The sequence below is a fragment of the Acidobacteriota bacterium genome (assembly GCA_016712445.1).
In the GTDB taxonomy this organism is placed as follows: Bacteria; Pseudomonadota; Alphaproteobacteria; order Caulobacterales; family Hyphomonadaceae; genus Hyphomonas.
Genome location: JADJRB010000001.1, coordinates 612,297 through 625,394, shown reverse-complemented (window position 1 = coordinate 625,394; position 13,098 = coordinate 612,297). Strand labels below are relative to the sequence as shown.

General features: G+C 64.8%; 11 protein-coding genes. 2 read left to right on the top strand and 9 right to left on the bottom strand.

The features are described from left to right. Positions 1-39 precede the first annotated feature (39 nt). Positions 40-3,501 carry an indolepyruvate ferredoxin oxidoreductase family protein gene (locus IPK75_03110; protein MBK8197336.1) on the bottom strand — a complete coding sequence of 1,154 codons (3,462 nt, stop codon included), beginning with the start codon at positions 3,499-3,501 and terminating at the stop codon, positions 40-42. Positions 3,502-3,628: 127 nt separating this feature from the next. Here IPK75_03110 and IPK75_03105 point away from each other — a divergent pair, with 127 nt between their 5' ends. Further along, the gene (locus tag IPK75_03105; GenBank protein MBK8197335.1) at positions 3,629-4,126 is read left to right on the top strand and encodes an Lrp/AsnC family transcriptional regulator; all 498 of its coding nucleotides are present in this window, start codon (positions 3,629-3,631) and stop codon (positions 4,124-4,126) included. Then, the gene (locus IPK75_03100; protein ID MBK8197334.1) at positions 4,119-5,270 is read left to right on the top strand and encodes a serine hydrolase; all 1,152 of its coding nucleotides are present in this window, start codon (positions 4,119-4,121) and stop codon (positions 5,268-5,270) included. The genes IPK75_03105 and IPK75_03100 overlap by 8 nt, the downstream gene beginning before the upstream one ends. Here the strand turns inward: IPK75_03100 and IPK75_03095 are convergent. From IPK75_03095 to IPK75_03060, 8 genes are all read right to left on the bottom strand, one after another. Continuing rightward, a complete protein-coding gene (locus IPK75_03095; protein MBK8197333.1) occupies positions 5,257-6,159 on the bottom strand; it encodes a hypothetical protein in 903 nt (300 codons plus the stop codon). The two genes, IPK75_03100 and IPK75_03095, sit on opposite strands and share 14 nt — an antisense overlap. 81 nt (positions 6,160-6,240) lie before the next feature. After that, positions 6,241-7,326, bottom strand: coding sequence for a DUF2332 domain-containing protein (locus tag IPK75_03090; GenBank protein MBK8197332.1), 1,086 nt, complete (start codon positions 7,324-7,326; stop codon positions 6,241-6,243). After that, positions 7,323-7,943, bottom strand: a complete 621-nt coding sequence (locus tag IPK75_03085) for a hypothetical protein (protein MBK8197331.1) — start codon at positions 7,941-7,943, stop codon at positions 7,323-7,325. Before IPK75_03085 ends, IPK75_03090 begins: the two co-directional genes overlap by 4 nt. An 82-nt stretch (positions 7,944-8,025) precedes the next feature. After that, complete coding sequence (locus tag IPK75_03080; protein MBK8197330.1) at positions 8,026-9,207, bottom strand: thiolase family protein; 1,182 nt, start codon at positions 9,205-9,207, stop codon at positions 8,026-8,028. 86 nt (positions 9,208-9,293) lie between these two features. Further along, positions 9,294-9,767: a glutathione peroxidase gene (locus IPK75_03075; protein ID MBK8197329.1), complete on the bottom strand. Its 474-nt coding sequence runs from the start codon at positions 9,765-9,767 to the stop codon at positions 9,294-9,296. A gap of 156 nt (positions 9,768-9,923) precedes the next feature. After that, on the bottom strand, positions 9,924-10,283 hold the full coding sequence (locus IPK75_03070) for a DUF1801 domain-containing protein (protein MBK8197328.1): 360 nt from the start codon (positions 10,281-10,283) through the stop codon (positions 9,924-9,926). 91 nt (positions 10,284-10,374) lie between these two features. Further along, positions 10,375-10,641 carry a hypothetical protein gene (locus IPK75_03065; GenBank protein ID MBK8197327.1) on the bottom strand — a complete coding sequence of 89 codons (267 nt, stop codon included), beginning with the start codon at positions 10,639-10,641 and terminating at the stop codon, positions 10,375-10,377. 204 nt (positions 10,642-10,845) lie between these two features. Continuing rightward, the gene (locus tag IPK75_03060) at positions 10,846-13,053 is read right to left on the bottom strand and encodes a M13 family metallopeptidase (GenBank protein ID MBK8197326.1); all 2,208 of its coding nucleotides are present in this window, start codon (positions 13,051-13,053) and stop codon (positions 10,846-10,848) included. Between the last annotated feature and the right edge of the window lie 45 nt (positions 13,054-13,098).

Sequence of the window (13,098 nt, the reverse complement as noted above, 5' to 3'; positions counted from 1 at the left end):
GGGGCGGACCGGGGCGAGGAACGCCGGGGGGGGGGTACTCTACTCGGCGGCCGCGATCAGCGTTGTCCTGGCTTTCGGCAGCTTGCCCGAGGGCCAACCGGCCCACAGGTCTGCTTCCTTGAGCTTCGCTTTTGCGGCAGCAGCTTCCTTCACGTGGCCGAAGCCGCGGATTTCGTCTGGCAGCTTGGCGATCTCGACGGCAAGCGCATGATTTGCGCCGGTCAGTTCGCTGGCGAGACGGCCCAGATTCTCAAGGTAGGTGTCGCGCAGGGCGCGCTCCATCTTGCGCTCTTCGGTATAGCCGAAGAGGTCAAGCTTCGTGCCGCGAAGGCCCTTGAATTTCGCAAGCACCTTGAAGCCGGTCATCATCCAGGCTCCGAAATGCTTCTTCTGGAGATGCCCGTGGCTGTCCTTCTTGGCGATGATCGGCGCAGCGAGCCAGAAGCGCAGGTTTCCGCCCTTGAACTGGCTGGCCAGCTGCTCGGCAAACTTTCCGTCCGTATACAGACGCGCGACTTCGTATTCGTCCTTGTAGGCCATCAGCTTGTAGGCATAGGTCGCCGCGGCGCGGGTGAGGTTCTCACCGAGGCCTGCCTTTTCCTCCGCCGCACGTACGCGCGCCACGGCCGCACGGTAGCGATCGGCATAGGCCGCATTCTGGTAGGCGGTCAGGCGGGCGGCGCGGTCCTCGATCAGTTCGTCCAGCGTCTTCGGCTCGACATGGCCCCGCGGGTCGTGCTGGGCTGCAAGGCGTTCCGGCGCGGCGGCGGCGATGCGTCCGATGTTGAACGCCGCCATGTTGTCTTCGACCTTTGTGCCGTTGAGGCGGATTGCGCGGTAAAGACCGCGCAGCGAGACCGGCACCTTGCCTTTCTGCCAGGCATATCCGGCCATGATCATGTTGGTGTAGATCGCCTCGTGCAAGTAACCCACCGCCAGCGCTTCGGCATCGAAGGCCCCGAATTCGGATGCCTGACGCTTCACGCGCGCCGACAGGAGATCGCTTTCGAACCGTTTCGACCGGTCACGGATGAATTCCGAAGTCGGCGTCACATCGGAGTTGGCGTAAGCGGCGGTGCGGCCCGCGTCCATCAGGTTCAGCGCATCGCCGCCAGCAGCCACGACGAGGTCGCAGGCGATGACAAGATCGGCGCTCGCCGGTGGCACACGGCCGGTCGAGATCATCTCGGGCTCGCGGGCGAAGCGGATATGGCTGAGCACGGGGCCGCCCTTCTGGGCAAGGCCGGTCATGTCGAGAGAGGACGCTGCGTTTCCATCGACGTGCGCCGCCATAGCGAGCACGGCGGCAACCGTGGTGACGCCCGTGCCGCCAACGCCCGTGAACAGGATGTTCCAGGGCTGGGCGAGGCTGGGCGTCTCGGGCAGGGGCAGGCCATCCGCATCGAACACCTGGCGCGGTTGCGCCTCCCAGGCGGCTTCACCGTCCTTGATCGTCACGAAGCTCGGGCAGAATCCCTTGAGGCAGGACAGGTCCGTGTTGCAGGTCGACTGGTTGATGCGGCGCTTGCGGCCGAGTTCGGTCTCGACCGGCTCCACCGAGAGGCAGTTCGATTTCACCGAACAGTCGCCGCAGCCTTCGCAGACTTCGGTATTGATGATCGTGCGCACGCGGTCCGGCTGGATCATGCCGCGCTTGGAGCGGCGGCGTTTTTCCGTCGCGCACATCTGGTCATAGATGATCACCGAGACGCCGGGCGTCTGGCGCAGTTCGACCTGCACGTCTTCGAGGTCGTCGCGGTGATAGATCTTGACGCTGCGCGGCAGTCCCTTGACGCCGGCATAGCGGGTCGGGTCTTCCGTCACGATACGGATGGTTTTTACGCCTTCGGCTTCGACCTGCTGGGCGATCATCGCCGGGGTCTGGCCGCTTTCGACATGCTGTCCGCCGGTCATGGCGACGGCGTCGTTGTAGAGGATCTTGTAGGTCATGTTCGCGCCGGACGTCACCGCCGCCCGGATCGCGAGGCTGCCGGAGTGCGAATAGGTGCCATCGCCGAGGTTCACGAACACATGGTCCTCGTCGGTCGCCCAATGCTGGCCGACCCAGCCGATACCTTCGCCGCCCATCTGGCTCGTCATGTCGGTCTTCCGGTCCGGCATGAAGTTCGCCATGTAATGGCAGCCGATGCCGGCAAGCGCGCGTGAGCCTTCCGGCACCACGGTCGACGTATTGTGCGGGCAGCCGGAGCAGAAGTGCGGTGAGCGCACCGTCGGCGAGGCATTGGTGCGCGCGGCTTCCCCGGCGCGGCCGACGCGGTCGAAGTAAGCTTCAGCGCGAGAAGTATCCCAGCCCGTGGGCAGCGCATGCATCAGGGCGCCGGCGATTTCCGGGATCGTCAGAGAGGCGATGTCGGAGAGCAGCGGCGCGCCGTTCGCGTCGCGCTTGCCTTCGATGACCGGGCGGCGCGTTTCGGGCAGGTCGTAGAGCGCCGCTTTCAGCTGGCTCTCGATCAGCGGGCGCTTGTGCTCGATGACAATAACGCGCTCGAGGCCCGCGCAGAACTCGCGCACGCCTTGCGGCTCCAGCGGCCAGGGCATCGCCACCTTGTAGATGCTGAGGCCAAGCGCGCCCGCCTCCTGCGGCGTGAGGCCGAGCGCGGCGAGGGCCTCGAAGACATCGCGCGCTGCCTGGCCCGTGACGATCACGCCGACGCGCGGCTTCGGCGAGGGCAGGATGACATGGTCAAGCCGGTTGGCGCGCACATAGGCCTGCGCGGCGGGCAGCTTGATCTGGCGCAGCCGCGCTTCCTTGTTCAGCGGAACATCGCCGCGGCGCATGTGCACACCGTCTTCCGGCAGCGCGAAAGCGGGCCGCTGGACAGCGAAACGTGCGAGGTCGACATTCACCACCGCGCCGGAATCCATCGTGTCGGCCAGCGCGACCAGGCCGACCCAGGCGCCGGAGAAGCGGCTCATCTCCCAGCCATGGATGCCGTAGTCGAGCACGTCCTGGATGGAGGCGGGGTTGAGCGTCGGAATTTCCGCGTCCTGCATCGCGTACTCGGACTGCGAAGGCAGGGTGGAGGACTTGCAGTTGTGGTCGTCGCCGATTACGGCGAGCACGCCGCCCAGCGCCGAGGTGCCGGCCGCGTTGGCGTGCTTGAACACGTCGCCGGTGCGATCAACGCCGGGCGCCTTGCCGTACCAGATGCCGAACAGGCCATCGAATTTCGCGCCGGGAAACAGGCCGAGCTGCTGCGAACCCCAGACGGCGGTGGCGCCGAGATCCTCGTTGAGGCCTTCCCAGAACTTGATGTCGTGGGCATCGAGCAGCTTCTGCACGGCGCGCAGTTGCTGGTCGTACCCGCCGAGCGGCGAGCCGCGATAACCCGAGATGAACCCACCCGTATTGTGCCCGGCGGCGAGGTCCATCCGCTTGCGATCAAGCGGCAGGCGCACCAGCGCCTGGATGCCGGTCATATAGGCCTTGCCCTCGACAAGTTCGTATTTGTCGTCCAGCGTGACTTCGCGGTGTTTCATGAACGCGCATCCTCGATTCCGGCCCGGGTATATTATTGGGTGAATCGCGTGAAAATGCTTGCCTATCTTGCGCAACTTTTGCTAGTTTAAGCAATAAATTTTCATGAATGAATGTGGCGGGGGAAAATTGTCCCAAGAACTTGATAGCGTAGACGCCCGAATTCTGGACCTGATCCAGCGTGATGCGAGCTTGTCCGTGGCCGAAATCGCCGACCGCGTGGGCCTCTCCTCATCGCCTTGCTGGCGTCGCATCAAGCGCATGGAAGAGGCCGGATTCATCGTCGGGCGGGTGACGCTGATCAACAATCACGCGCTCGGCCTCGACTTCCAGGTGATCGCCAGCGTGAAGCTGTCGCTGCCCAGCCGCGAGAATCTCGAAGCCTTCGAGTCGATGGTGCAGGCCTGGCCGGAGGTCATCGAGTGCATGACCGTGACCGGTGCGGTCGACTACATGATCCATATCGTGACGACCGACATGCACGCCTACGACAATTTCCTGCGCGACAAGTTGCTCGGCTCGAAGCTGGTGTCGGACGTTCAGTCGCGTATCGTCATCCGGGTGTCGAAAAAGACGACCGCCCTGCCGCTCGGACTCGTGCGCCAGACCACCAAGTCCAGTGACTGAGGCCCTGCGCCTCCTGCGCGGGCTATCGCTTTGCTTCGCCTTCTGGATGACACTCGGGTCGGCGCTCGCTGAGCCCCGACAATTCGACCTGCAGGCGGAAGTCGACCGTGTGCGGACGGAGTATGACCTTGTCGGCCTCGGCGCCGTCATCGCGACGTCGAAGGACGGCATAGTCGCGGTGGCGGTTTCGGGTGATCGGGTCAGCGGCAAGGATGATCCCGTTCGGATCACCGACTCCTGGCACATTGGTTCCAACACCAAGATGCTCACGGCGCTGCTCTACGCGCGCCTTGTGGAAGCAGGCCATGCCAGATGGGGCGCGACCCTGCCGGACCTGTTTCCAGCGCTGGCGGCCGACATGGATGCCGGCTGGAAGGAGGTCACGATCGAGGATCTTCTGTCCCACCGCTCCGGCGCTGCGGCGAATGCATCGCTGGGCTGGATGCTGGCAGCGAAGCAGGACAAGCGCCCACTGGACGAACAGCGCGCCGAACTGGCCCGCGCGGTCCTCTCCAGGCCGCCCACCGGTACGCGCGGCGAGTTTGTCTACTCAAACCTTGGCTACATCATCGCTGGCGCGGCGATTGAACAGATTGCCGCCGGCGTGCCGGCGCTGGAAGGCGAGCCTTATGAGGCGCTGCTGCGCGAGCTGGTTATCGGCAAAGGACCGAAAGGCGCGGCCGAAGGTTTCGGCTTCGGCCCACCTGCGCGCGGACCGGAAGGCCATGCGCCCGGCCTGTTCGGGCGCGGCCTGAAGGCGCAGGGGCGCGGCGTCGCCGCCGACAACCCTGCTGCGCTCGGCCCCGCCGGCACCGTCCATTACAGCCTGCGCGGCCACGCGCTCATACTGCTGTCTTTCCTGGATGGCCCGGGCGCCTTGCCGGCCCCGATCCGTAAAAAGCTGATGGCGCCTTATCCGGATGAAAAGTCGGGCTACGCGCTGGGCCTCGGCCTGAAGGAAGATGGCCCAGCGGGCCGCATCTACATGCACGCCGGATCAAACACGATCTGGCTGTCGCAAGTCGTCCTTCTGCCAGCGCGGGGGACCGTCATCATCGTCAATACGAACCAGTACAACCCGAAAGCCGAACAGGCTGTGAGGGAATTGACCGGTCGCCTGATCGAGCACATCAGCGCAGGTTGAAGGCCGAATAGTCCGAGATGTCGACGCCGGGCAGCACGCTCTCGCCTGCCGCTTCATGCGCCGCGATTCCGGCGCGCAGGGCTTCGCCAATGTCCGTTTCCGGATCATCGGCCACGGCCAGGATCATCGCGACCGGGCGCTGCGGCGCCGAGAGCTCAGGGCAGGGCGACTTGCCTTTCGGGCAGGTGACGTCTTTCCGGTTGTAGCCAAGGTCCAGCACGCTGGTCGCCAGCACGCCGGCTTCGCACGGAAGGTCGGCCTCGATTGCGGCCTTCAAGGCATGGCCGCGCGTGTGGGATAGGAATGTGTTGCGCTCCGATGTGCCTTCGACGGACGCGGCGCCAACCGCGATGATGCGGGAAAGGTCACAGATGCCTTCGCCGAGATCCAGCTTGTCGAACGCCGTTTCGACCGGCTGGCTGAGCCCGGCGGCAAAAATGGCGTCTGCCTTGGCAAAGGTCCATGTCTCTTCGCCGACCAGCACATAGACGGTGAATTCGGCGCTTCGCCCGGCCGCGTCGACGCCGGTGAAGCGGGCGGTCTCGCGCCAGCGCGCGTCGGAAAACAACGGTGCCGGTTCGGCCTCGGGCAGCACCTCGGGTTCGGCTTCGGCTTCAGCCGCCGGCTCGGCAACCGGCTCGGCTTCGACGACTTCAGTCACCGGAATTTCGACGAGCGGCGCGGGCCGAGCCTGCGTCGCGGCGAGCGGCAGGATTGGCGCTGACGCGACAGACAACAGGGGATCTTCGCCGACTTCTCCCGGCCTCAGCCTGAGCGACCACCAGGTCGCCACGATACCGAGCAGGAGCAGCAGCAACAGCAGCAGCACGATCCAGCGAAAGCTGTGCTTTTTCTCCGGTGGTGGCAGATCGTAATAGTTCGTCGTCATGTGCCCCGTCCCATGCCTGTGCGAGCAGGTTACCCCAATTTGTCCCGGAAAGGACCTGGTCCTTCAACGTATGTGCCCGGCTCAGGTTGCAACAATTTGAGTGACATGACCATCCGATCGCAGGAACCGGCGGATATTGCTTCCGGGCCAAGTCTTCAGCCAGGTGATGAAATCGCTTGGGGTTATGCCCGCCTGATCCGGGTCCCGAAGGAGCGATGCCGGTTCAAAACAAAGCCAGGCGAGGGGGCGGGCCGGCGTCGCTTCAGCGCCCGCCGCCTCGAGCATTTCGACCAGCGCGCGGCGCACCTCGGCGGGCGGATATTGCAGGAACACGGAATGATAGACCACCGTCAGGCCGGTCTGCGCGCGTGCGGCGAGCCTTGCCGCCAGCCAGTCCGCAGCGTCCGCCTTCTCGACGACAACGCCGGCCGAGACCGCGAGCGCAATCGCCGCGTCCAGCCGCGCAAGCCGCTCCGGCTGGTCCGGCCAGACATATGACTTCAGCCTGAGCGCGGCCAACCGATCGGAGACCAACACCGGGTTCTGATCGCAGGCGGCGCGGGACGCGATCTCCAGTACGGTACCCAGATGCTCCGGCGGCGGACCATTCCACAGGGTATCGATCGTTACATCGCTTGTGCCGGCGCGCTGCCAGCTTGCGGTCCGGTAGCTGAAGCGATCCCAGCAAAGGTTGAGCCCCGCGCTTGCGCCGAGTTCCAGCGTATGCATCGGGCCGGGAAATCGCGCCGCCAGGCTGAGGAAGCCGGGCAGCAGCGCGATGGCGCGCCGCACTTCATTCGTCTGCGGCGGCGAGCGGAGAAAGGCGCGAGCCGCGGGCAGGCTTGCGCAAAGCCAGTCGCGCGCGGCAGGCCAGACCTCCGCCATGGTCCAGTGCGGCTGCTGCGCCGGATACGTCGCCGCGAGGGCGGGCGCCGCGCCGGTCAGTACGCTGTGATGCAGGTACCCGGCGACGCGTAGCGACAGCGCGTCCCGCCGCGGATTCGTTGCCCAACCTTCGACGAGTTCCGCCACCGGTCCGCAAGCCTCGATGTCCTGCGCCATCGCCTCGCACAACGCCGCCATGAACGGCGATCCGAGCGCCGCGCAAAATGCCGCCTGCTCGCGGAAATGTCCGATGATCGCCGACGTCGCGGGCGCCTCGCTCATGTGTGAGCGCTCGGGTGCAACACCGGCCGATAGCCTGCCCGCAAGGCGTCGCAGGTCAGGCGCGGCGTCAGCCGAGTCCCGGCAGCGTGCAGGGGCTGCGCTGGCCCATAGCCCTCGAATGACCAAGGGTGCGCCCTGCCGTCCAGTTTCAGGAACGCGCCTTCGCCCACCGCATACATCGCGCCATCGGGAAGCGTGTCCGGCGCCATCTCTTCGCGGGCGCGGCCCCCGCCGAGAATGTTCTGGATCTCACCCGCCGTCCGGGCATCGATGGCATCGACCGACTGTCCCGCTTGGATCTGGCCTGCCTGGACCAGGGCATCCCGGAACGCCGTCGCGTCGGCCCGCCGGCACTCGAAACAGGGCCGGTGACCGCCGGCCAGGGCGGTCGCCTCATCAAGGAAGAAGAGCTCCGTGTACAGACCGGGCTGCATCAGCGCCCGGCGGCGGCCCTTGAAGTCCAGCAGGCAGATGATCCAGCGTTTGTTGGTCCACCGCCGCGCCTTCAGCGTCTTGTCCGGGTTATGGAAACAGCCACCCCGGTTTCCAAGAAACAGGCCGTGCGCCTTGACGGCATGGATATCCCCGAACGGATCAACACGGTTCTGGAGCGGCATGTTTTCTCCCCCGAAAGCCAAAGGCCCGGACGATGCGGCAAGCATCGCCCGGGCCTCTTGTCAGCCAGATTTCAAACCGGCGTCAGGCACGCTCGATGGCCATAGCGATGCCTTCGCCGCCGCCGATGCAGAGCGAAGCCATGCCTTTCTTGGCGCCGCGGTCTTCCATCGCTGCGATCAGCGTGATCAGCACGCGGGCGCCCGAGGCGCCGATCGGGTGACCCATAGCGCAGGCGCCGCCGTTCACGTTCAGCTTGTCATGGCTGATGCCGAGTTCCTTCATGGCGATCATCGGAACGACCGCAAAGGCTTCGTTGACTTCCCAGAGGTCGACATCCTCGACCTTCCAGCCAGCCTTTTCGAGCGTCTTCTTCATCGCCGGCACCGGCGCCGTGGTGAAGTATTCCGGCTCGTGCGCATGGCTCGACGAGGCGACGATTTTCGCGAGGGGTTTCAGGCCGCGCTTCTTGGCTTCCGATTCCTTCATCAGCACGAGCGCCGCTGCGCCGTCCGAGATTGCCGACGCGTTGGCGGCCGTCACCGTGCCGTCCTTCGAGAAGGCAGGCTTCAGCGTTGGGATCTTTTCCGGCATCGCAGTGCGCGGCAGCTCGTCGGTGTCGATCACGACATCGCCCTTCTTGCCTTTCACCGTCACCGGCGCGATCTCGCGCTTGAACTTGCCGTTCTTGGTGGCGTTCTGGGCGCGGGTCAGCGTTTCCAGCGCATAGGCGTCCTGTTGCTCGCGCGTGAACTGGTACTCACCGGCAATCTTGTCGGCGAACACGCCCATCGGGCCTTTTGCATAGGCATCGGTCAGCCCGTCGAGCGCCATATGGTCCTCGGCGCCCATCGTGCCGTACTTGTGGCCCTTGCGCACGTTCAGCAGGTGCGGCGCGTTGGTCATTGATTCCATGCCGCCGACGATGACGATGTTGGCATCGCCTGCGAGGATCGCGTTGCGGCCCATCACGGCAGCCTGCATGCCCGAGCCGCACATCTTGTTGATGGTGGTGGCTTCGAGGCCCTTGTCTTCACCGGCCTTGATGCCGGCCTGGCGGGCAGGGGCCTGGCCCTGGCCTGCTGGCAGGCAGTTGCCCATGATGATCTCGTTGGCGTCGCCCGGTTTCAGTTTCGCTTCGGCGACGGCAGCCTTGACCGCCAGCGCGCCGAGCTCATTCGCGGAAAACCCGGCAAGGTCGCCGAGCAGCCCGCCCATGGGCGTGCGCGCCATACCAACGATGACAACCGGATCCTTATCAGCCATGGGAGCATTCCTTCCTGGAGTTTCTTAGCGGGTGCAATAAAGGGACTTAGGCGCTCTCACGCAGCGGTCGTCAAGTGCGGCCGGGGTCAGCCGCCCAGGGCCGCCTCGATATCCGCAAGCAGCCCGGCATCATCGGGCTTGGTCTTGGAAGGATAGGCCTTCACCGGCGTGCCGTCGCCCTTGAGCAATACCTTGTGGAAGTTCCACTTCGGCTGCGCATCGTCGCCGAGCTTCGCAACTGCCGCCGCATAGAACGGGTGCTGGCCCGCGCCGGTCACGGCGTATTTCTTCGTCAGCGGGAAGGTCACGCCGTAATTGATCTCGCAGAAGGTTTTCACCTCCGCTTCGGTTCCGGGCTCCTGCGCGCCGAAGTCGTTCGACGGCACGCCGACGATCACGAGGCCCACATCCTTCTTGGCTTCGTAAAGCGCCTGCAGGCCCTTGTACTGCGGCGTGAACCCGCATTTCGAGGCGGTGTTGACAACGAGAATGGCCTTGGCGCCGAGCTGGGTGAGGTCGATCGGCTTGCCGTTGATCGAGGTGAATTCGGTAGCGGTCATGGGCAGGGTCTTCTTTGGAGGGGAAGCGGGTTTCTCGGCCAGGGCGGACGGGCTCGCGGCGGCGGCGAGCGCGGCGAGGAAGCAGATGATCGGTCTGGCAGTCATGTCAGTCTCCACAGGATCGGCCACCGGGATATAGGCCGGCGCGCTGCCGTGTCATCCCTTGGCGCCCGAGACGGCGTCAAGGTCGATGGCGGCGGCGATGATCGCTTCCAGTTCGCAGTCGATGTCGTCGTCGCTGTGAACCTTCACGTGGCGCAGCGACTTGCCCGTGCCTTCGATCCGGTCGGGATAGTCGCCGGCGAGCGCCGCGCCTTTCGCGATCTGAAGGTTGCAGTGCGCGGAATGGCCGATGATCGAGAATACCCAGGCCCGTCCATGCCAGGCCGGATGGCCGCGATAGAGTCCGGATTTCAGTTGCGGCCCGGCGCGCCGCACCGCCGCCGCGAGGGCGGGGCCGACCGTACGCGGGCCGCCGGTGAGCTTGTGGAAATAGTCGTCAATCGGTCCGGTCATCGCGCGCTTGCTCCCAGCCCTGTCTCGACAGGGTGGCCACAGTGCGGATCAGGAGCGTTTTGGCAAGACCGTAAGCGGTCCCGCAGGGGCATCAGCCGCGCAGGCGAAGGCCGGCTTCGGTGTTCTTCTGCCAGACAACGTCCGCCTCGCCTTCGATGCCGACAGAGCGAGCATTGACGGTCACCACGTCCGGAAGGCGTTCGTTGGTCGGGAAGCGGATGCGCAGGCCGGTGCCCGTGAAATCCATCACGACACCCTTGCGGCGATAACCGGACTCGTAGGTCACATAGGCTTCGCGGTAGACCTGCACACGCACGGGGCGCGCGCTGTCCGGGGTTGCTGTCGCAACATGGGACACGCGTGCCGATTCGACGCTTGCCGGTTTCCGGGAACCAAAGAGGCGGGGCATCAGGGACATTTCGGGGCAGTCTTCCAGCGAATTTAATGGGCCTTCGCTGGAGCAATGCATATTGTGGGCCAGTTAAAACGAAATTGCGGCCGCACGCCGAATTAGGGCATGCGGCCGCAAGTCATTAACCAGCCTGCCGGGCTGGCGGCGGATTTACCAGATCCGGATGCGTTCTTCCGGCGGCAGGTACAGGGCGTCGTCCGGGCCGACGTCGAAGGCTTCGTACCACTCGTCGAAGTTGCGGACGATGCCGTTGATCCGGTAGTCCGGCGGCGAGTGCGGATCCGTCAGCAGCTGCTGGCGGGTCGCCTCTTCGCGATACTTGGCGCGCCAGATCTGGGCCCAGCCCAGGAAGAAGCGCTGGTCGCCGGTATAGCCGCCGATTACCGGAGGTTGCTCGGCCTCGCTCACCGTGCCGTCGCCATCCTTGTCGAGGCTCAGCTGGTAAGCCTTGTAAGCCATCGACAGGCCGCCAAGGTCGCCGATGTTCTCGCCCAGGGTCAGCCGGCCGTTAACGCATGTCTTGCCGTCATCGAGCGGGCAATAGCCGTCATACTGTGCCACCAGCGCATCGGTCAGTTTGCGGAAGGCGCCGAGGTCTTCGTCGGTCCACCAGCTGTTGAATGCGCCGAGCGAGTCGTACTTCGCGCCCTGGTCGTCGAAACCGTGGCCCATCTCGTGCCCGATCACGCCGCCGATGCCGCCGTAGTTGATCGCCGGATCCGCTGACAGGTTAAAGAAGGGCGGCTGCAGGATGGCCGCCGGGAACACGATCTCGTTGAAGCTCGGGTTATAATAGGCGTTGACCGTCTGCGGGGTCATGCCCCACTCGGTCTTGTCCACCGTGGTGCCGAGCTTGGACATGTTGTCCTGCAGCTGCCAGGTGCCCATGGCGATCGAGTTCTCGAGCGCGTTGGAGCCCGCCGTCAGCGTGGCATAGGTTTCGAATTCATCCGGGTAGCCGATCTTCGGATTGAAGGTGTTCAGCTTCTCGACGGCTTTCGCCTTCGTCGTGTCGCTCATCCAGTCGAGTGCGGCGATGTTGGACGCCATGGCGGTGCGCAGGTTCGCCACCAGCTTGTCCATCTCGGCCTTGTTCTCAGGCGGGAAGTAGCGCTCGACGAACACCTTGCCGACCGCTTCGCCCATGGCGTTCTCGGTTGCCGACACGGCGCGCTTCCAGCGCTGGCGCTGTTCCGGCTGGCCGCGCAGGGCGGTGCCATAGAACTCGAAGCTGGCCGCATCCACATCTTCCGGCAGAACGTCGGCATGGTCGATCAGGAAGTGCGCCTTCATGTACGGCTTCCAGGTGTCGAGCGGCGTCGCGGCCATCAGCTTGAACAGGGCAGGGAAGCCGCCGCCAAGTTTCTTGGCGTCCGCTTTCGTCAGCCCGGCTTCAGCCAGTTCGGCCGCTGTCGGCGGAATCTCTGCGACGAGGAAATTCTCCTGCGTGTCGAGCCCCATTTCCTTCAGCACCGTGCTCGCCGGGAACTTGCCAGTGATGTTCAGGAACTGCTGGCGCGTCATCTTGTTGTAGGTGATCTCGGGGTTGCGCGACAACGTGCGGTCCCAGTCGACTTTCGCGATTTCCGTCTCGAATGCCATCACCTTCGCGGCTTCAGCCGCCGGGTCAGCATAACCGGCCTTGCCCAGCATGGTCGTCAGCAGGCTGACATACTTGGCGCGCAGCTCGACCGATTTCTCGTCGTCCTTCAGGTAATAATCGCGGTCCGGCATGCCGAGGCCGCCGATGAACATCTGGAAGATGTAGGTCTCGGGGTCCTTGTCATCGACGAAGACATAGCCGGCAATCGGCGAGGCATAGCCGACTTCCGCCATCAACCGGGCCAGGTCTTCAAGGCTGGCAACCGCGTCGATCTTCGAGAGGTAAGGCGTTGCCGCATCCATGCCGGCGGCGTTGATCGCATCGGTATTCATGTAGGCGTTGTAGATCGCGGCGATCTTGCCTTCCGGCGTGTCGACCGCGGGCGAAGCAGCGGCCAGGTCGTCGATGATGAACCGGACGCGCTGCTCGGATTTCTCGCGCAGCAGATCGAACGAGCCATACCGCGAACGGTCGGCCGGGATTTCCATCTGGGCAATCCAGGTGCCGTTGACGAAGGCGTTGAAATCGTCGCCCGGCTTCACGGACGGATCGCCGGCATCAAGGTTCAGGCCCCAGTCGCCCCAGACATCCGGCGACGCAAGTTCCAGCACTTCTTTCGGCTCGGGCGCGGGCGGCGGTTCAGTCACTTCGGGAACCACGGCGAGCGTGGCTTCCGGGGCGACTGGCGCTTCCTTGTGGTGTGCACACGCCGTAATCAGCGCAAGCGAAGCTGCGCCCAGCAAAAGTTTCTTCATGGAATACTCCCTGCATGTCCCCGCCTGGAATGGCGGGCGTTTGGA